Genomic DNA, 26,009 nt, shown 5'->3' with positions numbered 1-26,009 from the left:
GCTCCGTCCCTAAATACACCGGAAATAAATATAGAGCGATTTCCTAACATATCGCTCTTTTTGGAGATAATACTAAATGGCACAACTAACGCCTTTTACATTAAAAGACGCCCCTGCTCTTATCGAAGCAGTCTTTCCCGCACAAAAAGTTTCCTTTGAAGCTCAAAAAGAAAGAAAAGCAAACCTTGGACAGACACTAACAGGTTTAGGTTCATACTGGAAAGGTCGTAAACCTCTGATTCTGGTGCGTTCAGTGGTACTTGGTAGCTTGTTGCCACAAACAAATGATACTGAGAAAGACTTAGAAATCTTCGAAATGCTGATGGCATTCGATAATCAAAGCCTCGCCAAAAGAGCTTTAGTTCAAAACGCCATTAAGCCTAAAGACATAGCAGAGAAAGTAAGCCTTCATAATCCGTGGGATTATTTTTCTCACAATGTAAAAGTAGATAATGTGCGCTTTAAAGAGGTTGATGCTTTGAGTTTTCCTCAATCTCCAGATGAGCTGGGCTTAAAACTGCGATGGCGACGCGATATCGAAGAGAAAGATAAAATCAGTTTATTAGCTCTATATCTCGATACTATTGAAGGCTACGAAGAGAAATCACTGCTATGTAAACGTCCTGAAGAAGTTGACCAAGATTGGTTAACACAACACGTATGGACAAAAGTAAATAGCCATTATAAAGATTTAGGCATAGAGGCTAATTCTCATCAGGAACTTGTTGAACAACTAGGTATATTAAAGTACGGGCGTAAGCCAAGAGTAGCTGACACTTTTAGCGGTGGTGGCTCGATACCATTTGAAGCGGCTCGCCTGGGTTGCGATGTGTATGCTTCAGACCTTAACCCAATAGCTCTAATGCTAACTTGGGGAGCGCTAAACATTATTGGAGCGTCTCCGGAAAGAAAGGCTGAAATTGAGAGCAAACAGAAAGAAGTTGCGAAGGCAGTAGATGATGAAATTACGGCTTTAGGGATAGAGCATGATGATCATGGCAACCGAGCAAAAGCCTACCTTTACTGCTTAGAAACAAAATGTCCTGAGACAGGCTGGCTTGTGCCCATGTCTCCTACCTGGGTGATCTCTAAACAAAAAAATGTCATAGCTAGGTTGATCCCTAACCATGAGTCTAAGCGTTTCGATATAGAAGTTGTCAGCAATGTATCAGCTTCTGAGATGAAGCAAGCAAATAAAGGTACTGTAAGAGAGGGCGCCTTAGTTTATGAACTTGATGGTAAAACTTACCGTACACCAGTAAAAACTTTGCGAGGCGACTATAAAGACTCTGATGGAACTAACAAGAATCGATTAAGAAAGTGGGAAAAAGAAGATTTTGCTCCTCGCGAAGATGATATTTTTCAAGAACGTTTATATGCAATTCACTGGATAACGAAAGACACTTTAGATCAATCGAGACAAGAAACATTCTTTACAGGTGTATCACAAGAGGATATCCAACGAGAACAAAAAGTTAATCAGATCGTTTCTGACAATATAGTCAAATGGCAGCAAGAGGGGCTCGTTCCTGATATGGCTATTGAGTCTGGTTACAATACAGATCAACCAATTCGAGAGAGAGGTTGGACACACTGGCATCATTTATTCAATGCTCGACATTTGTTGATGTACGCTCTTTACTTTAAGAACAATACGCCAGAAGACTACATATTTAACGCTAAGTCATTGGATTGGAACTCTAGAATTGCAAACTGGATGATTCACTGGGAAAAAACGAACAATGTTTTCTATAACCAAGCACTAAATACTTTCTATAACTACGGAACTCGTTGTTTTACTAGTCATGAAGCAGGTCGCTCTTTCGGTTTTGCTAACAGTCCGATTTCTGATATTGATATTCAATTAAAAAACCATGAAGCGGATAAAGTAGACGTTGTTAATGATATTTATGTGACAGATCCACCATATGCTGATGCTGTACATTATCATGAAATAACAGAGTATTTTATTGCATGGCTACGCAAAAACCCACCAGCCCCATTCGATGAGTGGACCTGGGATTCTAGACGAGCCCTTGCTATTAAGGGAGCAGGTGATGACTTCCGTAAAGGTATGGTTAATGCGTACAAAGCCATGGCAGATCATATGCCAGATAATGGTATGCAATGTGTGATGTTTACGCACCAAGATACCGGAGTTTGGTCTGATATGGTTGGCATATTCTGGGCCGCTGGGCTGCAAGTAGTAGGCGCTTGGTATATCGCAACCGAAACAAGTACGGAATTGAAAAAAGGCGGCTATGTTCAAGGGACTGTGATTTTGATGCTACGTAAACGTCCAGCAGGTGAAAATTCCGGTTTCAAACAGCGCTTATTACCTGCGGTTCGAGCTGAAGTGAAAAATCAGATCGAAACCATGATGCATCTAAATGATGAAGTGAAAGATAAGATGGGTGAGCCAGTCTTTAATGATTCTGACTTACAGATGGCAGGTTATGCCGCGGCTCTTAAAGTTCTGACGTCATATACTCATATTGGTGGTGAAGACGTAACAGCATTTGCACTGCGCCCACGCACGAAAGGTGAAGTAACAGTCGTTGATGAAATCGTCCAACAAGCGGCAGAGGCTGCAAATAGTCTTTTAGTACCCGAAGGATTAAGTGCCGATACATGGCAGAAACTAAGCGGTATTCAACGTTTTTATTTAAGAATGATGGATATTGAAACGACTGGGGCAGGTAAACTCGATAACTATCAAAACTTTGCTAAAGCATTCCGCGTTGAAGATTACACTCGTGTAATGGGAAGTATGGCTGCCAACAAAGCTCAATTGAAACGAATTCCTGAATTTGTTTCTCGTGAGTTAACAGAAAGTAACGAGATAGGGTCAACTTGGTTGGGTCAGTTAATTATCGGTTTACAACAACTACTGGCCGAAGCTGACCCTCAAATTGTGATTAGTCACCTCCAGGAAGAACTTCCTGACTTTATGGAAGTTCGACCAGTTTTGATTGATGTGCTTAAGTTCGTTGAAAACAAAGCACCGGAGCAAGCGACACGAGATGTTGCGGAAGTGCTAGGTGCCCGTCTACGCAATATGCGTGCTTTGGGAAATTAAGCAATCAATGATGAGCTACTTATGGATTTGGGGGAAATAATATATGGCGATCAGGCGGTTTTCTTCACGTACTCATCGGCTTGATAGCAGCTTTTTACTTGAGCACTTAAAAGGGGCCCGCAGCTATAAACGTATAGCGGGTTACTTTACCAGTTCTTTGTTTGAAGTTGCTCATGAGCTCATTGAGGCTATCCCTGACGTAAAAATCGTCTGTAATGTCGATATTCACCCTGATGATTTGAAAGTGGCTCAGCTTAGAGAATCTAAGATGATTGGTCGTTGGAATGAGCAAGATATAGAGACAGAAGCTCTGCTTAATCGTGACCGTTATCGAAGGCTTGATAGCTTTCTAGCTAAGCACGGGCAAGTCATTCGTGTTGCACCTGACAGTGTTTGTGGCTTTTTACATGGTAAAGCCGGAGTCATAGAGTGTGCGGATGGTCGAAAACTGGGCTTCATGGGTTCAATGAATGAAACAAGTAGTGGCTGGCAAAGGCACTATGAGATCCTTTGGGAGGATGATTCTCCTGAGGGGGTAGCATGGATAGAAGAAGAGTTTGAATACTTATGGAACGCCGCTCGTCAGCTACCAGATGCTGTAATACGCGAGGTTAAGCGCCGTGGATATCGGCGTGAAATCGTATTTGATGAGATTGATGATGAAGATGATGTAGCACCTGCAGCATTGATTGAATCACCGCTCTATCGGCAGGGTTTTTCACTAAGGCCCTGGCAACAGGGTTTTGTTACCGAGTGTATTCGTCATTATCGTAATCATGGCATTGTACGCTTGCTTATTGCTGATGAGGTTGGGTTAGGTAAAACTTTATCAATGGCGACAGCCGCATTGAGTCTTTGTCTTCTTAGTGATAAAGAAAACAAAAAGCGTAAACCCGTAATTATTTTTGCACCAGCCACACTCTGTGAGCAGTGGCAAACAGAGATGATAGACAAGCTAGGTATTCCTTGTGCTAGATGGCATACACAAAAAAAAGCTTGGATAGATTCGGATGAGCGAGTGATATCGCCTTCTGGTCGGGAGTTTATCGCCAAGTGCCCTCTGCGTATTGGCATTGTCTCTACTGGGTTGATGATGCAAGAGTCTTTAGAGAAAGAACATCTCTTGGGTTTAAGGTTTGGTCTTACGATTCTTGATGAGGCTCATAAAGCCCGAAGTAGACAAGGGTTCGGAAAGGAAGCGGGTACCCCCAATAACTTACTTGCTTTTATGTGTGATGTTGCTGCGCGTTCCGATCATGTACTCTTGGGTACTGCGACCCCCATTCAAACTCGTTCAGAAGACCTTTGGGACCTTATGGGCATATTGCATCAAGGTGACGGCAATTTTGTGCTAGGGAATGATTTAGCCAAGTGGCATCGCCCCAAAGAGGTACTACCTATTTTGTCAGGTGAGCAGCATGTAAGCTCACCTAGTTTTGCATGGGAGCTGTTACGTTCACCGCTCCCTATGGTTGATTCTAGCAACGAGAAGCATTCGCGGAAACTGATTCGCTCTATTCGCGAAGATCTTGATCTACTAAATAATCGAAAGTCAGATATTAGAAACCCATTAACAGATCTATCTGAGGACTCCAGGGACTACCTAGAAGACGAGCTAGATCGTGATATTGCTGGAGCTAGTTTTTTCCAGCGAGAGAATCCATTTGTTCGTCATATCGTTTTACGTAAACGTGTGACATTAGAGGACGCAAATCTACTTCCTCGTATTGGTGTTCATGTTCACCCCGATAGACAGCTAGCTAAAGAAGAGCATAAGTTTGGCAGTTTATTTACGGGTAAGGCGCTAATTACTAGTGAAGAGTTTCGCCAGGCTTACACAGAAGCTCGACATTTTGGCAAAGCGCTTTCGCAAAGCGGTAAAGGTGGTGGCTTCATGAAAAACCTCATGGAGCAGCGTATTTGTTCAAGTATTGTTGCCGGGTTAAATACAGCCAAAATGCTGCTTGAGGGACGAACCGTTCAAGAAGAAAGTGATGAGCAGTTGTTTGAACTAAAAGCGGAAAGCCCAGAAGAGATAGCGGTTCTTGAACAAATGATTGCTAGTTTGGAAAGTGTTGAAGAAGACCCAAAACTACGTGCTGTATTACATTACTTGGAGCAGGAAGGCTGGCTCAAGCATGGGGTTATTATTTTCAGCCAGTACTACGACACTGCAAAATGGGTTGCGGACTCTTTAGCCGAGCGGTACCAAAATCAAGCTGTAGGTTTATATGCTGGAGCAGGGAGAAGTCGTCTATACCAAAAAGGTGATAGCGTTAATATTGAGCGTGAGACCTTAAAGAAAATGGTCTCAGAGCATCAATTAGAAATAATGGTTGCTACAGATGCGGCCTGTGAAGGCTTGAATCTACAAACATTAGGTACACTCATAAATGTTGATCTCCCATGGAATCCAACCAAGTTGGAACAAAGAATAGGTCGGATCAAACGCTTTGGACAAGTTCGAGAGCAAGTGGACATGCTTAATTTGGTCAATGAACAGACTGTTGATGAAAAGGTTTATGACAAGCTCTCTGAGCGTATGCAGGATCGTTACAACTTGTTTGGTGCATTGCCAGATACTATTAAAGATGAATGGATAGAAGACATTGAAACGATGGGCGAAAAAATGGATGAGTACATTGATGCGCAAAAAAAAGCCAATGGTTTTGATCTTCGCTATACAAGTACCATGGAGCCTTCGGATAAGGATTGGCGAGATTGCTCTAGCGTTTTATCAAGAAGAGACTTTAGTGAGTTAATGGCATCAGGGTGGAGTGATAATAAATAGCATACCCACTCCCCCTCGACCATCCAGTATAGTACGGCTAATTACTCGGCGTAGGTAAGTCGTACTAGATAACTTTTAATTGCTTAGTTCCAGTTACAGAGAGGCTGCCTTTGGCGGCCTCTTCTATATGTCCGCTCCACCAGTTCATCATTGGTCGGCGGCGTTCAAGGTAGTCAGTACGGTTGTAAGCACTACGTACTTGGTTGTCATCAACGTGGGCCAATGATGCTTCGATTAAGTCACGGTCAAAGCCTTGTTCATTGAGTGTGGTGCTCGCTAGCGAGCGTAAACCGTGGCTAACCAATCTTCCCGCAAACCCCATACGTTTTAGAGCCATATTTGCCGTTTGGCTATTGCATGGCTTCTTGGGATCTCGGTCAGAAGGAAAAATAAACTCTCTGTGTCCGCTAATCGGCTTCATCACTTCTAGCAGCTCTAGCATTTGTTCAGTAAGTGGGATGCGGTGCTCTCTTCTTTTTTTCATTCTCTCTGCAGGAATGGTCCAAACTCCCTCTCCCAAATCAATTTCGTCCCATCTAGATCCAGACGCTTCAGAGGGGCGAGTCATTGTGTGAAGTTGCCACTCTAATAAGCAGCGAGTCGTGAGTTTTATTTGTGCATTGGCAATGGCTTTGATCAACTCTGGTAACTCTGCTGGTTTCAGCGCTGCCATATTTTCTTTTTTTGGTTTTTTGAACGCTGCTTTGATACCAGTTAGCGGGTTTGCTTGAATTAGTCCACAGTTGGTAGCGAAATTCATGACTTCATTGAGGCGTTGAGAAAGGCGTTTGACAGTCTCTAAACTACCTTTGGCTTCTATTGGTTTTAAAAGCTCAATGATTAATGGTGCAGTAATATCTTTAATTGGAGTACCGGCTAGGTGGGGGAGTACATGGAGTTCTAGAGAACGCCAGATGTCGGTCGCGTAGTCTGGAGTGACCGAATCTTTCTTAATTTCAAACCATTCCTTTGATATTTTTACAAAGGTATGCTCATGAACTTCTTTATACTCTCGCTGTCTTTTCTTTTGGTCTTCTTGAGGGTCTATATCTTGTGCGATCAGCGCTTTTGCTTCTAAGACACTCTTTCTTGCTTGAGCAAGTGATACCTCTGGATATCGCCCTAGATTGAGGTTTGCACGTTTTTTACTTATAGGTCGATAGTAATTAAGCTGCCATTGCTTAGAACCACTGGGTAGAATTCTTAGTTTCAGCCCTTGGCCATCAAAGAGATTGTATTCTTTCTCTTTGGGTTTTGCGTTTTTTACTTCCGTCGCACTAAGAGGTATCGTTGGTCTAGGCATCTTTAGGAACCAAAAGTTAGGAACATAAAACAAAGGTTCCTACATTGGTTCCTAAATGTCAAAGATTCAGTGGAATCTCTTGAAACCTTGTGGGTATGTAAGTCGTTGATTTTTCATTGTTACAGATACAAAAAAAGACGTCCTGGAACGTCTTTAAATGTAGAATTGGTGGAGCTGGCGGGAGTTGAACCCGCGTCCAAAAATCATTCATCATTGGTACTACATGCTTAGTCGATCTTTAATTTCACCAGCAACCTGCGAACCGACACGCTAGTTAAAGGCTAACCTGAATTATAATTCGCGCTTTTCCTCTCAGGTGGGAGAAGCCACGCTAGCTAGTTTGGGTTTGATCTCTTATTGGTCCCCGTCTTACGAGCGGAAGCTAGGGTAAGAGAGCTCTGAGCAGGTTATTAAGCTGCTAGTGCGTAGTTTTCGTCGTTTGCGACTATTTTTTTGCGGCTTTTAACGTGGCCAACCGCCCCACGGCATGCACCTCAGACTTCAAAATTCCTGTCGAATCCTAAATCAGCCCCAAGTGTTATTTGCATAGTACCAGAAAAGCTTACCCTGTCTAGCACTGTGCGTTTAAGTGCTTAAAATTAACGCAAATTACTCTTCATAATTCGTGCTTTATCTCTCGCCCAATCTTTTTCTTTCATATCAGTACGTTTATCGTGCAGCTTTTTACCTTTCGCTACGCCAACTTTAATCTTCGCCCAAGAGCGAGACCAGTAAAGTGCGGTTGCGACAAGCGTCATGCCTTCACGGTTAATACGACCGATAAGGTTGTCGAGTTCTTTTCTCGACATTAATAGTTTACGGATACGTGTTGGGTTCGCCACGATATGAGTACTCGCTTGAGTTAGCGGAGTAATCGTCATACCACTGATGAATGCTTCGCCATCTCGGATGTATACGTAGCTTTCTGCGATATTGGTTTTGCCTTCACGTAGGGATTTTACTTCCCAGCCTTGTAGCTCAAGCCCCGCTTCTATCTCATCATCGATGAAATATTCGTGGCGAGCTTTCTTATTAAGCGCAATGGTATTACTACCGGCTTTTGATTTTGATTTATTCTTTGCCATAATGGCCTCATTATACGGAATGCGCCCTAGATGGGGAATCCTTTTTATTTGCGCTCTGGCCCAATACAATTAAAATTGCAGTTTGTGTTAATGTAACGCTGTCTTTAACAGGAGTCTATATGCCAAAGGTTACTCGTTCAGCATTAGTGTCTTTTAGTGCCGACCAGATGTTCAGCTTGGTCAATGATGTTGCTCGTTATCCTGAGTTTTTGCCAGGATGTTCTGGTTCTCGTGTGATCGAATCTTCAGATTCCGCGATGGTGGCTTCGGTTGATGTCTCTAAAGCTGGTATCAGTAAAACATTCACTACGTCGAATCGAATGGCGGATGGTGCTGAAATTTTAATGGAGCTGGTGGACGGCCCGTTCAAAAAGCTGCAGGGTGGTTGGTACTTTACTCCGCTCGACGAGCAAGCTTGTAAGGTTGAACTTAAGCTAGAGTTTGAGTTCTCTAGCCGAATGATTGAAATGGCATTTGGCAAGATTTTCAATGAACTGACAAGCAATATGGTCAGTGCTTTTACTCAACGAGCGAAACAGGTTTACTAAGCCATGACTATTGAATCAGATATGATCCACGTAGAAGTTGTGTTTGCGCTTCCACATGAGCAGCGTGTATTTACCTTAGTGGTAAATAAGAACGCGACCGTTGAAGAGATTATTGCGCAGTCTGGTGTTTTAGAGTTGTATCCAGAAATCGACTTGGCGAAAAATAAAGTTGGCGTATACAGCCGCAACGTTAAGTTAGATGCAACCGTTCGAGATAAAGATCGTATCGAAATTTATCGAGCACTGTTAGCCGATCCAAAAGAAATTCGCCGTAAGCGTGCTGAACAAGCGAAAGCGGCGGCTGCTAAATCGTAATGCTAAACAAGTTTGACTAAGAAGAGAGCTCGCTATATTGGCGAGCTTTTTTGTGCCTGCGGATTAGACAACGGACCTAATTTGTTAGCAGATATTAAAAAGCCTGCTCATTGAGCAGGCTTTTGCGATTCTGGCTCTGTCGACTGATAGCTTTATCGGCTGAGAGCTTTGTTGACTGGAAAGCTTTGTTGGTAGAAAGCTAGCGAAGGCTTTCGAAGAACTCATCACTGGCTTCAAAATCACCATTGATCGTTACTAGAGTGCCAGTGGCATCAAAGTTCACGACTAGGTTTTTTTGAATCGAGTCTTCATGGCCTTTTGTGTGGTGGTAAATGTAGTACCACGTATCTGGGTAGCCATTTTCGATAAGCATAGGTGAGCCCATAACGTAACGAACTTGTGTTTTTGTCATGCCAAACTTGAGCTGATCGACAGCTTCCTGTTCAACATAGTTACCCTGATTGATGTCAATTCGATAAACCAACTTCTCTAATAGAGAGCAACCGGTCAACATTGTTAGTGCAAGTGGAACTGCAACTAACCACTTTTTAATTCGCATAGTTTAAGATCTTTCTTCGCTAAAATACTGCCTGATAATAAACAAGCTCCAGCAAGAAGTAAAAAGCTCCTTGCGCTTTGAGCTTGTTATGACTGGCAATTTTGAATTAAGTTGCAAAATTGCCAAGAATTTTCGGTAAATTATCAGAAAGTTGCTGAATATGTAACCTATGCTGCGATTAATAACTCTTTTGCATTGGCAAGCGTCGATTCGGTAATCTGGCTGCCACCAAGCAGTCGAGCAAGCTCTGAAACGCGTTGTTGCTCATCAAGCGTGTGCATTTGAGTCTCGGTTTTACCTGATTTCGTGTTCTTCGCTACAAAAAGTTGTTGGTGACCGCAACCGGCAACTTGAGGTAAGTGAGTCACGCACATAACTTGTGTCGATTCGCCCAACTTACGTAGCATTTTTCCGACAACCGCAGCGGTTGGTCCACTGATACCCACATCGACTTCATCGAAAATCAGGCTTGGTGTATCCACTTTTTGCGCTGTGATCACCTGAATCGCCAGTGAGATTCGTGATAACTCACCACCAGAGGCCACTTTCGCAATCGGCTGCATCGGTTGGCCTGGGTTGGTCGAAACAATGAAGGTCACGTTATCCATACCCAATGGAGAAGGGTGTGTGTTGGTGTTGTTCACTTCAATGGCAAACTGCGCTTTTTCCATGCTCAGTTCGTGCATGCTTTGCGTGATCAGTTTGTTGAGCTCTTTTGCATAACGAGTTCGAGATTTATGAAGCTTCTCTGATTTGGCAACGAACGACTGGTATTGGTTTTCTACCTCGTTTGCTAATTCTTCGAGTTTTTCATCCGAGCAATCAAGTGCTTCAACCTGTTGTAATAAGTCTTGATGGTGCTTGTAAAGCTCTTCTGGTAATACGTGGTGCTTACGAGACATCGACATCATTTTTGAAAAGCGTTCCTCAACGTAAGCCATACGACCGGGGTCGACATCAATGCTGTCTAGGTATGTTCTTAACTCGTTGTTGGTCTCTTCGATCTGAATAATGGCTTCAGACAATAAGTTCGGTAACTCAGCCAATCTTTCATCTAGCTCTGCTAACTGAATTAAGGAGTTATTGGCCGATTGCAAAATACCAAGCGCATTAACTTCTTCGCCTTCATAAATAAGCTCGATAGCTTGTTGGCAGGTTGTGGCCAATTCTCCGCTATTGGAGAGGCGCTTATGCTCTTGTTCGAGGTCTTCATATTCTTCCTCCCCAATAGACAGCTCATTTAACTCTTTGATTTGGTATTCAAGAAGTTGTTTTTGAGCTTGGTTTTGCTGGCTATTTTCACGTAACTCTTTTAAGTGGTTATCGGCTTGTCGCCAGGCTTGGTAAGCATTACGTGTCGATTTCAATAGGTTCAAGTGACCTGCGTATTGATCAAGCATGGCCATTTGGTAGTCGCTTTTCATCAATTGATGGTGCGCGTGTTGACCATGAATGTTGATCAACAGTTGTCCAAGTGATTTCAATTGCGAAAGAGGGACAGGGCTACCGTTGATGAATGCACGAGAACGACCTTCTTTTGAGATGGTTCTGCGCAGGATGCACTCACTGCCATCAAGCAATTCGTTGTCTTCTAACCAGCGGGTTGCATGCAGATTGTTCTCAAGTAAAAAAGCGGCACTGACTTCGGTTTTTTCTTCACCTTGTCGAACCATTCCTGCATCGGATCTTCCCCCAAGACATAAGCCTAAAGCATCGATAGCGATAGATTTACCCGCACCAGTTTCCCCGGTGATTGTTGTCATGCCTTTAGATAGTTCTAGCTGTAAAGACTTAACAATAGCGAAATTATTAACACTTAAATGAGCCAGCATTTTTATTTACCTGTATAACTGAACAATACTGTATATAAGTTCAGTATATACTGTTTCTTTATACAGTAAAGTCGACAGGTGAAAATTTTTTGCGACCGTTATCAGAATTGAGGTTGTTCGTAGATCACTGAAACCGCTATAGATTCCCAACTCAGTCGTTCCTCCCTCTTGGGAGTGGAGGTATAAGGAACTGCAGAGAAGCTAGAGCCGACGGGCTTTTACTGGCAATAAAAAGGCTGACGAATGTCGTCAGCCTTTTAAAATCGTTCGCTTTTCACTTAGAACAGCTTACTCGACCAGCCTAGCTTGTTACGTAGAACGTGGTAGTAGTTGTAGTCTTTAGGGTGGATCAGTTTGAGCACATTTGGGCTTTGGTAAATGTGGATCTCATCACCAGGAGAAACAGGCAGTGAGATTTGACCATCGCAGCTCACCTCCTGAGTTCCACGGTTATCAGGCGATACGATAAGCTTAATACGACGCTTGCCATCCACCACTAATGGGCGGCTTGAAAGGGTATGCGGGAACATTGGCACGAGTGAGATAGCATTTAGGCTTGATGACAGGATAGGGCCGCCGCCGGAAAGCGAGTAGGCGGTAGAACCTGTCGGTGTTGAGACGATTAAGCCATCAGAGCGCTGTGAGAAGGCGAAGCTATCATCGATATACACTTCGAACTCGATCATGTGCGCCACTTGTCCGGGGTGCAGTACTGCCTCATTAAGTGCCGCATTGTGGCTTTTTACCTGGCCGTGACGATGAATTTCCGTTTCAAGTAAGAAGCGCTCTTCTTCCATGAACTCGCCTTTGAGTACATCAGTAAGCGCACTCTGGAAGTTTTCAGGGTTGAGATCGGTTAGGAAACCAAGATTGCCTCGGTTAACACCAATCACTGAAATGTCGAAACGTGACAAAATTCTAGCCGCACCGAGCATATTTCCATCACCACCCACAACAATTGCGAGATCGGCACGTTTACCCAATTCAATCAGGCTAGAAAAATGTTCTTGTGGGATATCGTCCAAAATGCTGGAGAGCCTATCATCAACAAACACTTGATAACCCTCAGTACTTAACCACTGATAGAGCTCTCTATGAGTCTGAATTGCTTGCTGATCTCGAGGTTTACCAATAATTGCGATGACTTCAAATGGCTTTTTCATAACGTTTCCAAACGAATTAGGCTTGAATCAAAATTCTTCATCCCCATAATAAAGGCAAGTTGAACGTCTATGCGAGTGTTTTATATCAATTTGAGGCGCAAACACGCCTGTCACTGGCATTGAAAACGAATTCTGGAGATATCATGAGCAACGAAGAAAACAAAGTAACCGAAGAAGAACTAGATCAGATCATTGCTGAAGCTGAGAAAGTTGAAGAAGCTGAACTGAATGAAGACGCGGCTGATGAGCAGGAATCAAAAATTGCTCAACTAGAAGCCGCACTGCTTTCTAGTGAGTCTAAAGTGAAAGAGCAGCAAGATTCTGTTCTTCGCGCAAAGGCTGAAGTTGAGAATATGCGTCGTCGTACTGAGCAAGAAGTGGATAAAGCACGTAAATACGCGCTAAACAAATTCGCTGAAGGCCTACTACCTGTTATCGATAACCTAGAGCGTGCAGTACAAGCTGCAGATGCTGAGAACGAAGCGGTTAAGCCGATTCTTGAAGGTGTTGAGCTAACTCACAAAACGTTCGTAGATACAGTGGCTAAATTTGGTCTTACAGAGATCAACCCTGAAGGTGAAGCATTCAACCCTGAATTCCACCAAGCCATGTCTATTCAAGAAAGCCCAGACCACGAGTCAAACACTGTGATGTTTGTTATGCAGAAAGGCTACGAGCTTAACGGCCGTGTTATTCGCCCTGCAATGGTAATGGTTGCTAAGTAATTGAGTGGCCGCTTGCTAAGCAGTTGATTATTGCAGTTGTGAAGTAAGACAATAGCGGCGACAAAACAATTCACTGGTTAACGTGAAATGAAAAGAGAGGCATATGCCTCTCTTTTTTTATGCCTGTAACTTGAGAGTCCACGTGAATAGTCACCAAAATCGCATTAAGAATGTCGTTCTTTTTATTTTATCCAGAACAGTAATTTAGAGTTTTATATTATGAAACTGGTTGTTAATGAAGAAATGTTTTGATGTCACACTTGTAATGTTTTTGTAAATAAATGCTTTTAATTGTTACCTTTGTATGTAAAATCCACTGCAATATAGCGATTTGGGTCGCATATATAACTATAAAAGTACAATTTTTAAACACAACAAACTGGAGAAGAACGATGGATAAATCGCTCTCAAGTAAGATTTTTGTAGGCTTGTTTGCCGGCCTTATTATTGGTACTGCTATTCAGTACCTATTCAGCGGCATTGCTATTTTTGATACGTACCTACTCGGCGCAGCTGAAGGTGCTGGTGGTATGTTCGTATCACTTATCAAGTTGCTTGTAGTACCTCTTGTATACGTATCTATTGTTTGCGGTATCGTTGAGCTAAAAGATATTCGTTCATTCGGTCGTCTTGGTGGTAAAACCTTTGGTCTTTACATTATTAACACCATCATCGCGATTTCAGCAGCGCTAACGATTGGTCTTATTTTCCAACCAGGTGCAGGTGCGAACCTTGCGGGTACGGTTTCTGAGACAATTGCGCTTACAACAACTGAAACACCAGATATCTTCTCTCTTGTTGTTAACATCGTTCCTAGCAACCCTGTAGAAGCGTTCGCAAGCGGCGACATGCTGCAAATCATCTTCATGGCAATTTTGACAGGTCTTGCTATTCAAGCGCTTGATTCTCGTGGTGGCCCAGCTATCAAGACATTCAAGATGGCTAACGAAATCATGATGAAGCTTATCGGCCTAGTAATGAGCTTGGCGCCTTACGGTGTATTTGCTCTGATGATTCAACTGGGCGCAACACTGGATGCAGACACGCTAATGTCAGTTGCTGGCTATGTGGCGCTTGTGGTTGCAATGCTTGTGTTCTGGATTTTCTTCTTCTATCCAATGATGGTTGGTTCATTCACTGGTATTTCTCCAAAGCAGTTCCTACGTGCAACTCGTGAGCAAGTTCTATTCTCACTATCTACAGCAAGTTCGAACGCAACAATCCCAGTAACAATGCGTACTCTTACTGACAAACTAAACGTATCTAAGTCAGTGGCAGGTTTCGGTGTACCACTAGGTGCAACAATGAACATGTCTGGTGTATCTATCTACATCGCACTAGCAACTATGTTCGTAGCAAACGCATTCGGTCAGCCAATCAACACTGCTGATATCTTTACTCTAGGTCTAACTATCTTGCTACTTTCTATCGGTGCTGGTGGTGTTCCTGGTGGTGGTGTGGTTATGGTCGGTGTTCTATTGCACCAACTAGGTTTGCCACCAGAAGGTCTAGCGATTGTTGCTGCTGTTGACCGTATCTGTGACATGTTCTGTACTTCTTCTAACGTTGTTGGTGATACTGCGGTTAACACTATCGTAGCGAAATCTGAAAACGAAATCGGCGTTGAAGCTAACGAAGAAGCTGAGCTAAAGAAAGCAGAAGCATAATTCTTAATTAAGATTCGATAATTAGAAGCCCCGCTCAATGAGAGCGGGGTTTTTTGTTTCTGATGATAAGTGCTTTGGGTTATCTGATAACTTAGCTAAAAAGATCTTTGATTGGTGTTAAGTCTCATTTTTTCTTTTTACTCGTGCCGAATTGGCCATCAGTTTTCAATCTTTAATATAGATCACATATAATAATACAATATTATTTTATTGTTCTGACAACCTACATTATGACGACATAAAGGAAACCCAATAATGAAGCTGTCTTACCTTAGCCTACTGACTGCCAGCCTTTTAGCTGCTCCCGCTCTTGCTTCTAATCACGATATTGGTCAACAGTTCAATCTTGACCCTGCAAAAGCACCAGCACAAAACTTCGATTTATCTAAATGGAAAATTAACTTACCGGAGCTGACGACTGAAGGGTCTAGAAAAGGCAAAACGCTGGAGATTGGTAAAAAGGAACTGTCGAATGTAGACACGCCTTACGTTCACCCTAAATGGTTCTACACGGATGCCGAGTCTGGTGCGATGGTGTTTGTGGCTCCGAATACAGCTCCAACGACGCCAAACAGTAAAAACACGCGTAGTGAGCTAAGAGCGATGCTAGCGGATAGCTACTCTGCGCCGAGCAACAACTTCGCGATTTCAAGCCATAAGAACGCGGAAGAGTTTGGCTCTATCGGTGGCCAGATGACGGCAACACTTTCTGTTGATCAGGTGAGTACCAGTGGTAACTACAATAAAACAGGCGCATTTTCAGTCGTCATCGGGCAAATTCACGGCTCGGACAATGAACCTCTTAAAATTGTTTACCGTAAACTACCAGAGCATGAGCATGGTTCATTAACATGGAACTACGAGCTCAACCCGCCGAAAGAATTGAAAAACGCGAAAGATGAAAATGGAAAGAAACTTCGTAAAGACATTCGCCATGATGTATTTGGTCAATACAATTTGAAAAAGGGCAGTTCTGACCCTAGCGATGGCATTAAGTTAGGTGAAGTTTTTTCATATGATGTAAATATTAAAGATAACATCATGCACTTGACGTTTACTAAGAATCCAAACTCGTCGGATCCAATTGTGAAGACATATGATGTTGATCTGGCGAAAGGTAAATATCAAGGACACGACGTTGATCTTGGCTATGGTCAAGATTGGATGTACTTCAAAGCGGGTGCATACAATCAATGTAACACTAAGAAGTCGAGTTCGGCATGTGAGTGGCGTGGTATGGAAGCGGGTGACTACACACAAGCGAGCTTCTACCAGTTAATTCTCAATCAATAATATTGCGAATCCTTAACTAACTGAACAAGCGTTATTTGAAAAAGACCTTCCTAGTGAAGGTCTTTTTTTATGTGAAATAGAATAGGGCGACTATTTTATTGCTGAAGGTGAACGCATGAATGTGTCAACTTTGGCGCCTTAAACCGTAAGGGATGAGCTACTTTTTCTTCTTAAGCAGAAAGATAGGGAAAAAATCAGATTTTTTTTACTTTTTCCCTTGAAAACCAGTTTGCAGCCCTTATCTATGGTGCATACGAAAGCAAATTACATTTGCACTTTAATTTTGTGTATTAGGGTTGATTCCCTGATTACCACCCCCACATATGTGGGTATAGCAAAAACTTAATAGAAAATATTTCGGAGATGGCCTGATGGGTAAAATCATTGGTATTGATTTAGGTACTACTAACTCTTGTGTTGCTGTTCTTGACGGCGACAAACCACGCGTAATTGAAAATGCTGAAGGCGAACGCACAACAGCATCAGTAATCGCATACACAGAAGGCGAAACGCTAGTTGGTCAACCTGCAAAACGTCAAGCTGTTACTAACCCTCAAAACACACTGTTCGCTATCAAGCGTCTAATCGGTCGTCGTTTTGAAGATGAAGAAGTTCAACGCGATATCGAAATCATGCCTTTCAACATTGTTAAGGCTGACAACGGTGATGCATGGGTTGAAGCGCAAGGCCAAAAAATGGCTGCTCCTCAAGTATCTGCTGAAGTTCTTAAGAAAATGAAGAAAACAGCTGAAGACTTCCTAGGCGAAGAAGTAACTGGCGCAGTAGTAACTGTTCCTGCTTACTTCAACGATGCTCAACGTCAAGCAACGAAAGATGCTGGCCGTATCGCTGGTCTAGATGTTAAACGTATCATCAACGAACCAACTGCTGCTGCTCTAGCTTACGGCCTAGACAAGCAAGGTGGTGATCGCACTATCGCTGTATACGACCTTGGTGGTGGTACATTCGATATCTCTATCATCGAAATCGATGAAGTAGAAGGCGAGAAGACTTTCGAAGTTCTTTCAACTAACGGTGACACTCACCTTGGTGGTGAAGATTTCGATAACCGCATGATCAACTACCTAGTAGATGAGTTCAAGAAAGAGCAAGGTATCGACCTTAAAGCTGATCCACTAGCAATGCAGCGTGTTAAAGAAGCAGCAGAAAAAGCGAAAATCGAGCTTTCTTCTACTACTCAAACTGACGTAAACCTACCTTACGTTACTGCTGATGCGACTGGTCCTAAGCACATGAACATCAAAGTGACTCGTGCGAAGCTTGAGTCTCTAGTTGAAGACCTAGTTCAACGTTCTCTTGAGCCACTAAAAGTAGCTCTAGCAGATGCTGACCTATCTGTAGGCGAAATCACTGACGTTATCCTAGTTGGTGGTCAGACTCGTATGCCTATGGTTCAAGCTAAAGTAACTGAATTCTTCGGTAAAGAGCCACGTAAAGACGTGAACCCTGACGAAGCTGTTGCAATGGGTGCTGCTGTTCAAGGTGGTGTACTAGCTGGTGACGTTAAAGACGTTCTACTACTAGACGTTACTCCTCTATCTTTCGGTATCGAAACGATGGGTGGCGTAATGACTAAGCTTATCGAGAAAAACACAACTATCCCTACTAAAGCGGATCAAGTGTTCTCTACAGCTGAAGACAACCAAAACGCAGTAACTATTCACGTTCTTCAAGGTGAGCGTAAACAAGCGACTTACAACAAGTCTCTTGGTCAGTTCAACCTAGAAGGTATCCAACCAGCACCACGTGGCATGCCACAAATCGAAGTAACATTCGACCTAGATGCTGATGGTATCCTGAACGTATCTGCTAAAGATAAAGCAACAGGTAAAGAGCAAAAGATCACTATCCAAGCATCAGGCGGTTTGTCTGAGGAAGAGATCGAAGCGATGGTACAAGAAGCAGAAGCTAACAAAGAAGCGGACAAAAAGTTCGAAGAGTTAGTTACTACACGTAACCAAGCTGACCAAATGATCCACGGCACTAAGAAGCAAGTAGAAGAAGCTGGTGAAGCTCTACCTGCTGACGAGAAAGAGAAGATCGAAGCGGCTATCACGGCACTAGAAGAAGTTAAGTCTGGTAACGACAAAGAAGCTATCGACGCTAAAGTTCAAGAACTTATGCAAGCTGCTCAAAAGCTAATGGAAATTGCTCAACAGAAAGCTCAAGCTGAACAAGCAGGTGCTGACGCTGGTGAACAATCTAAGCAAGACGACGATGTTGTTGACGCGGAGTTTGAAGAAGTTAAAGACGACAAAAAATAATTTTTCGTCGCTATAACACGTGATTTCTGCGTCGAAGGTACTCACTTACACTTACCTTTTGGTTGGTTAAGAAAGTCCGTGCCTTCTCCTTGAACTGACGTGTTTTAGCTTAGAAAAAGTCGTTTTTCGATTTCTAAATATACGGGCGTCAGAGGTAACTCTCACGCCCGTAAATTTGTATTTAGACTTGTCTATCTAGATAATAGCTTTATTCGGTATTTCAGCCGACAGAACTTTTATCTAGATTGATACACAGACTACTGAAGTGATCATTCGGTAGTAGCAATTATTTTGGTGACCTAGAACATGTCAAAACGTGATTTTTACGAAGTATTAGGCGTAAGCCGCGATGCATCAGAGCGCGATATTAAAAAAGCGTACAAACGCTTAGCGATGAAGTTTCACCCGGATCGTAACCAAGGTGACGATACTGCGCCAGAGAAGTTTAAAGAAGTAAAAGTAGCGTACGAGATCCTGACCGATCCACAAAAGAAAGCAGCTTATGACCAATACGGTCATGCCGCTTTTGAACAAGGCGGTATGGGCGGCGGCGGCGGTTTCGGCGGCGGTGGTCAAGGTGATTTCGGCGATATTTTCGGTGATGTATTTGGCGATATCTTCGGCGGCGGTCGTCGTGGTGGTGGCCAAGCGCGTGCACAACGTGGTTCAGATTTACGTTACAACATGGAGCTTTCTCTAGAAGAAGCGGTTCGTGGTGTTTCTAAAGAAATCGAAGTACCAACACTTGTAGAGTGTGATACTTGTGACGGCAGCGGCGCGAAAGCGGGTTCTTCTGCACAAACGTGTGGTACTTGTCATGGCCACGGCCAGGTACAAATGCGCCAAGGTTTCTTTGCGGTTCAACAGACTTGTCCTACTTGTAACGGTAAAGGCAAGATCATCAAAGACCCATGTAACTCATGTCATGGTCAAGGTCGCAAACAGAAGACGAAAACACTTAACGTTAAGATCCCTGCTGGTGTTGATACTGGCGATCGTATTCGTCTATCAGGCGAAGGCGAAGCGGGAGAGCACGGCGCTCCAGCTGGCGATCTGTACGTACAAGTACACGTAAAAGAGCACAACATCTTCGAACGTGACGGCAACAACCTTTACTGCGAAGTACCAGTAAGCTTCTCTATGGCTGCTCTAGGCGGTGAAGTTGAAGTTCCAACACTGGATGGTCGTGTAAACCTTAAGGTACCAGAAGAGACACAAACGGGCCGTATGTTCCGTATGCGTGGCAAGGGCGTGAAAGGCGTTCGTGGTGGCGGTGTGGGTGATCTAATCGTTAAGCTAGTGGTTGAGACTCCAGTTAAGCTAAGCGCTCGCCAGAAAGAATTACTGCGTGAATTCGAAGAAACCTGTGGTGGTGAAGCGGCAAGCAAGCATAAGCCAAAGTCTGAAGGTTTCTTTAGCGGCGTTAAAAACTTCTTCGATGACCTAACTAAGTAATCAATTTATTGATGTCTTAGGTTATTGATGCCTTGAGTTTTTAATGATTTAAGTTATTGATAAAGTTGGAAAAGCCTGCTCGTTTAGCAGGCTTTTTTGTATCTGTAGATCAGGGAAAAAGAAGCTCGAGAAGAAAGAGTCGAGATTTATCAGATAAATTCTAGAGCCCTTTGGTGGTTGCTCTTGTTACTTCCAACACGTTTCTGGCTCCGAAATGCCCGAGTGGTGCAATTCCAACTTATCGGTATTCGAGTCAAAACATTCATCATTTACTTGCTGCGAAAGCGGTTCCGCTTGAATTGAATAGGTGGTGCTACTCGCAGAGATCGCTAGCGTGTATCGGCTAGTATCGGTATCGCAAAACAAGCATGTCCCTCCTGAAATAATATTCTCCGCTGCCGACGCATAGTTCCCTGTGTATAGAGTTTCTATCTCCAGTTGCATCTTGGTTAAGTCGGCCATCGCTGTAACTCGATGTGCCTTGATAACATGGTTGGTATAACTTGGATACGCAATGGCGCCGAGTATCCCCACGATGGCGACAGCGATCAATAATTCGATCAATGTCATCCCTTTCATGCTTATGTTGTTGCTGTTGCATATATTTTTTCGAATCATCGCGAGTAGTTTCCTTTCATAACCCAGTACATTCTTCTCCGGTGGTAGCATCGCTGCAAGATTAAATGCAGTTGCGCATTGAGTTACATAGGAATTTGGGAAATGACTCGCGGGTTTACTTTATTAGAGCTGTTAGTAACGGTATCGGTGCTGTCGATACTGATAGCTGCGGCTGCCCCGAGTTTTAGTTCGGTTACTGAAACCGTCAAGATGCAGCGACTCGCCGGAGAGTTGAATGGTTTTCTCATTCAGGCCAAGTCTGAATCGGTCAAAAGGAATCAAGATCTGTGGGTACATTTCTCTATGGATAAAAATGAGGTGCAATCAACCGGAGAGTGGACTGTAAGGTTAAAGCCTACTGAAGACCTTTCTGGTGAAACGTTACTGATGTTGTCGGGTAAACCATTTCGAGATTTATCGTTTTCCCATAACTACACCGGCGCAAGAATCAGCTTTGAGAGTGTTAGAGGAAGGCCTTCCAGGGGGACAATTTATCTATTCCCTAATGGTACTTCCACTGATCGACTTTTGATCAAGCTATCTAGCCCGCCAGGACGAATTAAGGTATGCGGCGAGTCGAGCGCCCAGTATGGCTATTATGCGTGTTAAGCCGATAGTGGCAGCGCCTAACAAGCAACGAGGAACATCACTGATTGAATTGATGGTGGCCTCTGTGATTGGTGTGTTCGCGATTTCTATTATTGGCAGTGTGTTTATTACGGGGCAGAGAATCGCCAAAGATAAAGGCATCGAGCTATTACTGCTACAAAATCTAACCAGCACCATGCAGGTGATGAAAGAGGATATCCAACGAGCAGGCTACGATGGTTCAAACGGCGATTCCATAAAGCTATCCGGTGCGAGTAATACTATCCAAGTGAGTGGCGCTATTGCGGTTGGTTTTGTTTACTTCCGAGAGGGCTCAAGCGCAAGTAAAGAACATCGAAATATCGTTTACAGAAAAAATGGAACCAAACTGCAAATATGTGAGAAGGGCACCACTGTATCGGAGGCAATTCCTACATTTCATGAGGTTACTGGATGTTACTCACTGTTCGATGACAACCTCATTGATGTTGATGAGTTCAGCATTAATTCCCAAGTATTGGAGCAGAATTCTATCAAGAGCACGCTCACTGATATCAGTATTACAGCGTCAATCCCAACCGCAGGTGTTTCCAAATCTGTTTCGGTTTCCGTTAAGCAGAGGAACTGGCAATGATGATATTTAAAAAGCAGCGTGGTGTGGTGACGTTATTGATTACGTCAGTGCTTTTAATTGGTGCTTTAGTGGTGACATTAGGCACGTATCGCAGTGTATTCCATCAAATTAAAGTCGCACAGAATGAAGTGCAGGGCAGACAAGAACACTGGCGATCGGAAGGAGGCTTGGAGTGTGGCTTCACTTACATCGCTGAAAATGATCTGACAGCTATTCCCAATGATTTAATGGATTATTGTCAGCAGTCGAAAGTCGTTACGTTGGGATCAGAAGCACTCACGCCAAATATATTGGTGTCGAGTTCTGAGTCTTTATCGCTGAACAAAGAGATTAGTTTTGTAGACGCTTCGGGATTAGGAGTAATGCAAACCAATTCGAGTTTAGAATTTATTTCTGATCACAATATCGATATTAATCCTGATATTGCTCTTACTGCTGTTGATGGTATTAACGAGTGTGTATCGGTTCGATTTTTAGATAGTGTTATCTATAAGCAAAAGGGAGGAGGACGTTTGAAGACCATTACTCCAGAGTCACCTCCTTTTTCTACGTTTGAGTCTTGCCAACAAACCACCAATATTAGCAATGATGCAACCATCGACTCCGTTGGGGCGCTGCCTTCAAACTCTTTTCAATCAGATTTCAAATTCGATCCGGATATCGATACGTTCTCTAATTATTTTGGCGTGCCAAAGACGTCAGAGAACATTGACCAAATTAAGCTTGATTATCATGTTATAGACCTTATTGATCGGACAGTTGTCCCCCCTAAGCATATTGACTTGGTTGATGGTGAATATGAAGGAAATAAGTGTAGCAAAGCCATTAATGATGCCTTTTCAAGTGGGGAGAATAAGGTATGGGTTATAGGTGATTGCGTCGTTTATTCACCTGCGATTAATGTAGTTGAACCTATCCCAGGGGTTATTACGCCTCGCTCTTTAGTGATTCAGGACGGCATCGTTGCGAATGGTAACGCGAGCGTATTTGACGGGGCTTTTTATCATCTAAATGATATGACCGTATTCGATAACACTAACTCTCCCGATACTGATACCGACCTACTGAGTGGTTTGTGGGCTAAAGTTCCAGATACAATTCCTATTACTGATTTAGTACAGAGTAATTCGGTTTATATTGGATTTGCTTCTTTTTTCCCTAAAGGAGGGATGTTCTTTGATTCCGTTGGTGGGTTATCGACAATTCAGGGTTCAATCAATTTGGATTATACCGGTGAATACAACCCTCATAGCACTCCTTTAAAAGCGAAGTGGAAGCGAGGATCATGGAATGATTTCTAAGAACTCAGGTTTTAGCTTGATAGAGGTTCTTATCTCTTTTCTGTTGATTGGCGTTGCCTCACTAGGGCTGGTTAAATTACAGGTCTACGCTGAACAAAAATCGGATTTTGCGCTCCACAGCGTAGAGGCGCTGCATTTTGCTGAAAGGCAGATGGAGTATTATCGAACTCGGGCGTCTAATGCGAGTGGGGCGGTAGGTTTAATTCCTTTTTCAGAACTAAACCAGGCGAGTCATTGTCTCAATACAGCAAGTTCAGATCCTTTATCCGGTTTGTCGGGGTCTGCCTATGCCATGACTTGTGAAGTGACTAATGCAAACGGTGCTCTGTCTAGCGCATTAAAAAGCATTACTGTCACAATTGCATGGCAAGATCGTATGAACCACGCACAAAGTATTTACCTCGAAACTATGCTCTCCAAATACAGTGAGTTTGATTGACCCTCAAGCAAACGTTTACTGCATGCCAAGGCTCATGCTACCCCTTTTACTGATAATTTTCACTCCTCGGACATTGTTTACGTGCTAGTTAAAACTCTGTATATGGAATGGTGTTTTTTATGTTTTTATATTGTTGTGGTTGTATGGTATTTTTGCAAAATATGTCTCCATTTATGGAAAATTAGGTGGAATCTTGTGCTTTTTAACAACGACTTTAATAGAATATGTGCTGTACCAATAGGCCGTGGTCAAAACTTATATTAGGCCTAAACAAAACAACATCACATATGGAGTTACAATGAGTAACCAAGCCGTAAAAAAAGCACCATCGACTGAGAAGATCAGTGGTATGGACCGCTTTCTAAACTTCATTGAACGCGCCGGCAACAAAATTCCAGATCCAGCAATCCTGTTCTTCTGGGCTCTAGTTATTGTATGGGTAGCATCTGCACTTTTATCGAATCTTTCATTCGACTTAATCAACCCTCAAACGGGTGCTGCTCTTGAAGTAAACAACCTACTAACTGGTGAAGCGCTTGCTAGCTTCCTAGCGAATATGGTTACCACGTTCACAGGCTTCGCACCTCTAGGCATCGTACTTGTTGCTATGCTAGGTGTTGGCGTTGCAGACTCTTCAGGCTTCATTACGACTGGCCTTAAGAAGATGCTTAACTTCACGCCAGCTAAGCTACTAACGCCGATGCTAATCTTGGTTGCTATCGTGTCTCACACAGCAGCTGATGCAGGTTACGTTCTAGTAATCCCTCTTGGCGGTATCATCTTCCACGCTGCGGGTCGTCACCCTCTAGCGGGTATTGCAGCAGCGTTTGCTGGTGTATCAGGTGGTTTCTCAGCGAACTTTATCCCTTCAGGTATTGATCCGCTACTAGCTGGTTTCACTCAAACAGCGGCAAACGTTCTTGACCCTGCATATGTGATCAACCCTCTAGCGAACATCTTCTTTACTGGTTTGTCTTCAATTCTAATTGTGGCAATTGGTTGGTACGTTACAGAGAAAATTATCGAGCCTCGTCTTGCTAATACGCCTGTAGATGAAGATGCAGAACAAGCACCTGATCTAGGTACGTTCACAGCCATTGAATCTAAAGCATTCAAATTCGCTGGTTGGGCAATGGTTGCCGGTATTGGTCTGCTTATCGCGGCTCTAATGCCTGAAAACTCAGCACTTCGTTCACCTGAAGGCGAATTAACGGCGTTCTCAGCACCAGTAATGAAGTCTATCGTTCCTCTGATCTTCATCCTGTTTATTATTCCGGGTATCGTCTACGGCCGTGTAGCGGGTACATTCAAGAATAGTAATGATGTTATCAAAGCAATGTCTGAGACGATGGCAACGATGGGCGCATACATTGTAATGTCGTTCTTCTGTGCTCAGTTCCTATCTGCATTCGCTCAATCAAACATCGGTACTATGCTGGCACTTTACGGTGCTGAAGGCTTGAAAGCGATGGACCTTCCAGGTGAAGCAACGGTTGTTGGTATGATTCTACTAACGGCTGCAGTTAACCTTCTTGTTGGTTCTGCTTCAGCTAAGTGGGCACTGATTGGTCCTATCCTAGTTCCAATGCTAATGGTTGTGGGTATCTCTCCTGAGCTATCTCAAGCGGCTTACCGTGTAGGTGACTCAGTGTCTAACATCATCTCTCCACTAATGGTGTTCTTCCCACTGGTTGTTGTTTACTGTCAGCGCTATGTTAAGTCGACAGGTATCGGTACTCTAGCTTCTCTAATGATGCCATTCTCGATTGCGATGTTAATCGGTTGGTCTATCTTCTTGCTAGCTTACTGGGCTCTTGGTATCCCACTAGGTATCCAAGCACCTTACACTTACACAATGTAAGATTGAACTAAGCAAAACTAAGCTTTATTCATTGCTAAGCCCGCACCGAAATGTGCGGGCTTTTTTTCGCTATTTTTTCCGTTTTTTATATCCAAGGTTTTTATATCCAAAACTTTCTATATCCAAAAATTTTTATATTCAAAATAATGGCACTCAGCTTATACTCCGGATTACGGCTAATTGTTGGCCGGTAAATTTAGGAAATCCAAGCCACATGAAAATTCTGCTTTTAGTAGGGTTAATTGTTTTAAATGGTCTGTTTGCCATGTCTGAGATTGCATTGGTAGCAGCAAAAAATAGTCGGCTGAAACGCTTAGCCGAAAAACACCGCTCCGCTCAGGTTGCTCTTGATCTCAAAGAAAACCCAACCCGCTTCCTCTCTACAATCCAAATCGGTATCACGGTAATCGGCCTACTCAGCGGGATTGTGGGTGAGGCGACGCTATCGGCTCCACTAGCCGCTCAACT

General features: G+C 43.3%; 21 protein-coding genes and 1 other RNA gene. 15 read left to right on the top strand and 7 right to left on the bottom strand.

Annotated elements, in window-relative coordinates:
- Positions 1 to 76: 76 nt before the first annotated feature.
- Positions 77 to 3,079 carry an anti-phage-associated DUF1156 domain-containing protein gene (locus A136_RS10905; RefSeq protein WP_017062796.1) on the top strand — a complete coding sequence of 1,001 codons (3,003 nt, stop codon included), beginning with the start codon at positions 77 to 79 and terminating at the stop codon, positions 3,077 to 3,079.
- A gap of 43 nt (positions 3,080 to 3,122) precedes the next feature.
- Positions 3,123 to 5,870 carry a phospholipase D-like domain-containing anti-phage protein gene (locus tag A136_RS10900; RefSeq protein WP_017062795.1) on the top strand — a complete coding sequence of 916 codons (2,748 nt, stop codon included), beginning with the start codon at positions 3,123 to 3,125 and terminating at the stop codon, positions 5,868 to 5,870.
- Between the two features lie 64 nt (positions 5,871 to 5,934).
- Here the strand turns inward: A136_RS10900 and A136_RS10895 are convergent, their stop codons facing one another.
- From A136_RS10895 to smpB, 3 genes are all read right to left on the bottom strand, one after another.
- Complete coding sequence (locus tag A136_RS10895; RefSeq protein ID WP_017062794.1) at positions 5,935 to 7,173, bottom strand: integrase domain-containing protein; 1,239 nt, start codon at positions 7,171 to 7,173, stop codon at positions 5,935 to 5,937.
- Positions 7,174 to 7,339: 166 nt separating this feature from the next.
- Positions 7,340 to 7,706, bottom strand: a transfer-messenger RNA (tmRNA) gene (gene ssrA, locus A136_RS10890).
- 66 nt (positions 7,707 to 7,772) lie between these two features.
- Complete coding sequence (gene smpB, locus A136_RS10885; RefSeq protein WP_004735156.1) at positions 7,773 to 8,258, bottom strand: SsrA-binding protein SmpB; 486 nt, start codon at positions 8,256 to 8,258, stop codon at positions 7,773 to 7,775.
- Between the two features lie 119 nt (positions 8,259 to 8,377).
- On the opposite strand from smpB, the gene A136_RS10880 reads away from it, so the two are divergent.
- On the top strand, positions 8,378 to 8,806 hold the full coding sequence (locus A136_RS10880; protein WP_017062793.1) for an SRPBCC family protein: 429 nt from the start codon (positions 8,378 to 8,380) through the stop codon (positions 8,804 to 8,806).
- A 3-nt stretch (positions 8,807 to 8,809) separates the two neighbouring features.
- Positions 8,810 to 9,121 carry an RnfH family protein gene (locus tag A136_RS10875; protein ID WP_010438916.1) on the top strand — a complete coding sequence of 104 codons (312 nt, stop codon included), beginning with the start codon at positions 8,810 to 8,812 and terminating at the stop codon, positions 9,119 to 9,121.
- Between the two features lie 199 nt (positions 9,122 to 9,320).
- Here A136_RS10875 and bamE read toward each other — a convergent pair whose 3' ends face one another.
- From bamE to nadK, 3 genes are all read right to left on the bottom strand, one after another.
- Positions 9,321 to 9,680 (bottom strand): outer membrane protein assembly factor BamE, encoded by a 360-nt coding sequence (bamE, locus tag A136_RS10870; RefSeq protein WP_010438918.1) that lies wholly within the window; start codon positions 9,678 to 9,680, stop codon positions 9,321 to 9,323.
- A gap of 167 nt (positions 9,681 to 9,847) precedes the next feature.
- Positions 9,848 to 11,512 carry a DNA repair protein RecN gene (gene recN, locus A136_RS10865; protein ID WP_017062792.1) on the bottom strand — a complete coding sequence of 555 codons (1,665 nt, stop codon included), beginning with the start codon at positions 11,510 to 11,512 and terminating at the stop codon, positions 9,848 to 9,850.
- Between the two features lie 278 nt (positions 11,513 to 11,790).
- A complete protein-coding gene (gene nadK, locus A136_RS10860) occupies positions 11,791 to 12,675 on the bottom strand; it encodes an NAD(+) kinase (protein ID WP_017059863.1) in 885 nt (294 codons plus the stop codon).
- A 143-nt stretch (positions 12,676 to 12,818) separates the two neighbouring features.
- On the opposite strand from nadK, the gene grpE reads away from it, so the two are divergent.
- From grpE to dnaJ, 5 genes are all read left to right on the top strand, one after another.
- Positions 12,819 to 13,400, top strand: coding sequence for a nucleotide exchange factor GrpE (gene grpE, locus A136_RS10855; protein ID WP_017059864.1), 582 nt, complete (start codon positions 12,819 to 12,821; stop codon positions 13,398 to 13,400).
- Positions 13,401 to 13,792: 392 nt separating this feature from the next.
- A complete protein-coding gene (locus tag A136_RS10850) occupies positions 13,793 to 15,067 on the top strand; it encodes a dicarboxylate/amino acid:cation symporter (protein WP_017062791.1) in 1,275 nt (424 codons plus the stop codon).
- Between the two features lie 255 nt (positions 15,068 to 15,322).
- On the top strand, positions 15,323 to 16,360 hold the full coding sequence (locus A136_RS10845; RefSeq protein ID WP_017062790.1) for a polysaccharide lyase family 7 protein: 1,038 nt from the start codon (positions 15,323 to 15,325) through the stop codon (positions 16,358 to 16,360).
- Between the two features lie 371 nt (positions 16,361 to 16,731).
- Positions 16,732 to 18,645 (top strand): molecular chaperone DnaK, encoded by a 1,914-nt coding sequence (gene dnaK, locus A136_RS10840; RefSeq protein ID WP_017062789.1) that lies wholly within the window; start codon positions 16,732 to 16,734, stop codon positions 18,643 to 18,645.
- Between the two features lie 306 nt (positions 18,646 to 18,951).
- Entirely contained in the window at positions 18,952 to 20,100 is a 1,149-nt protein-coding gene (dnaJ, locus tag A136_RS10835) for a molecular chaperone DnaJ (RefSeq protein ID WP_017062788.1), read from the top strand.
- Between the two features lie 186 nt (positions 20,101 to 20,286).
- On the opposite strand, the gene A136_RS10830 is transcribed toward dnaJ, so the two are convergent.
- Positions 20,287 to 20,718: a type IV pilin protein gene (locus A136_RS10830; protein WP_017062787.1), complete on the bottom strand. Its 432-nt coding sequence runs from the start codon at positions 20,716 to 20,718 to the stop codon at positions 20,287 to 20,289.
- A gap of 102 nt (positions 20,719 to 20,820) precedes the next feature.
- Here A136_RS10830 and A136_RS10825 point away from each other — a divergent pair, with 102 nt between their 5' ends.
- From A136_RS10825 to A136_RS10800, 6 genes are all read left to right on the top strand, one after another.
- Complete coding sequence (locus tag A136_RS10825) at positions 20,821 to 21,327, top strand: GspH/FimT family pseudopilin (RefSeq protein WP_017062786.1); 507 nt, start codon at positions 20,821 to 20,823, stop codon at positions 21,325 to 21,327.
- The gene (locus A136_RS10820) at positions 21,308 to 21,940 is read left to right on the top strand and encodes a PilW family protein (RefSeq protein ID WP_029235082.1); all 633 of its coding nucleotides are present in this window, start codon (positions 21,308 to 21,310) and stop codon (positions 21,938 to 21,940) included. The genes A136_RS10825 and A136_RS10820 overlap by 20 nt, the downstream gene beginning before the upstream one ends.
- Positions 21,937 to 23,241, top strand: coding sequence for a hypothetical protein (locus A136_RS10815; protein WP_017062784.1), 1,305 nt, complete (start codon positions 21,937 to 21,939; stop codon positions 23,239 to 23,241). The genes A136_RS10820 and A136_RS10815 overlap by 4 nt, the downstream gene beginning before the upstream one ends.
- The gene (locus A136_RS10810; protein WP_017062783.1) at positions 23,231 to 23,680 is read left to right on the top strand and encodes a type IV pilus modification PilV family protein; all 450 of its coding nucleotides are present in this window, start codon (positions 23,231 to 23,233) and stop codon (positions 23,678 to 23,680) included. Before A136_RS10815 ends, A136_RS10810 begins: the two co-directional genes overlap by 11 nt.
- A 298-nt stretch (positions 23,681 to 23,978) precedes the next feature.
- Positions 23,979 to 25,541, top strand: a complete 1,563-nt coding sequence (locus tag A136_RS10805; RefSeq protein ID WP_017059875.1) for an AbgT family transporter — start codon at positions 23,979 to 23,981, stop codon at positions 25,539 to 25,541.
- A gap of 214 nt (positions 25,542 to 25,755) precedes the next feature.
- Positions 25,756 to 26,009: CNNM domain-containing protein (locus tag A136_RS10800; protein ID WP_032546743.1), on the top strand; the 254-nt coding region annotated here is incomplete at its 3' end.

This window comes from Vibrio crassostreae 9ZC13 (genome assembly GCF_000272045.2).
Classification (GTDB): domain Bacteria; phylum Pseudomonadota; class Gammaproteobacteria; order Enterobacterales; family Vibrionaceae; genus Vibrio; species Vibrio crassostreae_C.
The sequence above is the reverse complement of the archived record's forward strand: the minus strand, read 5'-3'. Positions and strand labels throughout refer to the sequence as shown.

Coding starts and splice junctions, on each gene's coding strand:
- A136_RS10895 (WP_017062794.1), bottom strand. CDS start 7,173: ATGCCTAGACCAACGATACCTCTTAGTGCGACGGAAGTAAAAAACGCA.
- bamE (WP_010438918.1), bottom strand. CDS start 9,680: ATGCGAATTAAAAAGTGGTTAGTTGCAGTTCCACTTGCACTAACAATG.
- A136_RS10900 (WP_017062795.1), top strand. CDS start 3,123: ATGGCGATCAGGCGGTTTTCTTCACGTACTCATCGGCTTGATAGCAGC.
- A136_RS10825 (WP_017062786.1), top strand. CDS start 20,821: ATGACTCGCGGGTTTACTTTATTAGAGCTGTTAGTAACGGTATCGGTG.
- A136_RS10810 (WP_017062783.1), top strand. CDS start 23,231: ATGATTTCTAAGAACTCAGGTTTTAGCTTGATAGAGGTTCTTATCTCT.
- A136_RS10830 (WP_017062787.1), bottom strand. CDS start 20,718: ATGATTCGAAAAAATATATGCAACAGCAACAACATAAGCATGAAAGGG.
- A136_RS10875 (WP_010438916.1), top strand. CDS start 8,810: ATGACTATTGAATCAGATATGATCCACGTAGAAGTTGTGTTTGCGCTT.
- A136_RS10820 (WP_029235082.1), top strand. CDS start 21,308: ATGGCTATTATGCGTGTTAAGCCGATAGTGGCAGCGCCTAACAAGCAA.
- A136_RS10850 (WP_017062791.1), top strand. CDS start 13,793: ATGGATAAATCGCTCTCAAGTAAGATTTTTGTAGGCTTGTTTGCCGGC.
- nadK (WP_017059863.1), bottom strand. CDS start 12,675: ATGAAAAAGCCATTTGAAGTCATCGCAATTATTGGTAAACCTCGAGAT.
- A136_RS10880 (WP_017062793.1), top strand. CDS start 8,378: ATGCCAAAGGTTACTCGTTCAGCATTAGTGTCTTTTAGTGCCGACCAG.
- grpE (WP_017059864.1), top strand. CDS start 12,819: ATGAGCAACGAAGAAAACAAAGTAACCGAAGAAGAACTAGATCAGATC.
- smpB (WP_004735156.1), bottom strand. CDS start 8,258: ATGGCAAAGAATAAATCAAAATCAAAAGCCGGTAGTAATACCATTGCG.
- A136_RS10815 (WP_017062784.1), top strand. CDS start 21,937: ATGATGATATTTAAAAAGCAGCGTGGTGTGGTGACGTTATTGATTACG.
- dnaK (WP_017062789.1), top strand. CDS start 16,732: ATGGGTAAAATCATTGGTATTGATTTAGGTACTACTAACTCTTGTGTT.
- A136_RS10905 (WP_017062796.1), top strand. CDS start 77: ATGGCACAACTAACGCCTTTTACATTAAAAGACGCCCCTGCTCTTATC.
- A136_RS10805 (WP_017059875.1), top strand. CDS start 23,979: ATGAGTAACCAAGCCGTAAAAAAAGCACCATCGACTGAGAAGATCAGT.
- dnaJ (WP_017062788.1), top strand. CDS start 18,952: ATGTCAAAACGTGATTTTTACGAAGTATTAGGCGTAAGCCGCGATGCA.
- recN (WP_017062792.1), bottom strand. CDS start 11,512: ATGCTGGCTCATTTAAGTGTTAATAATTTCGCTATTGTTAAGTCTTTA.
- A136_RS10845 (WP_017062790.1), top strand. CDS start 15,323: ATGAAGCTGTCTTACCTTAGCCTACTGACTGCCAGCCTTTTAGCTGCT.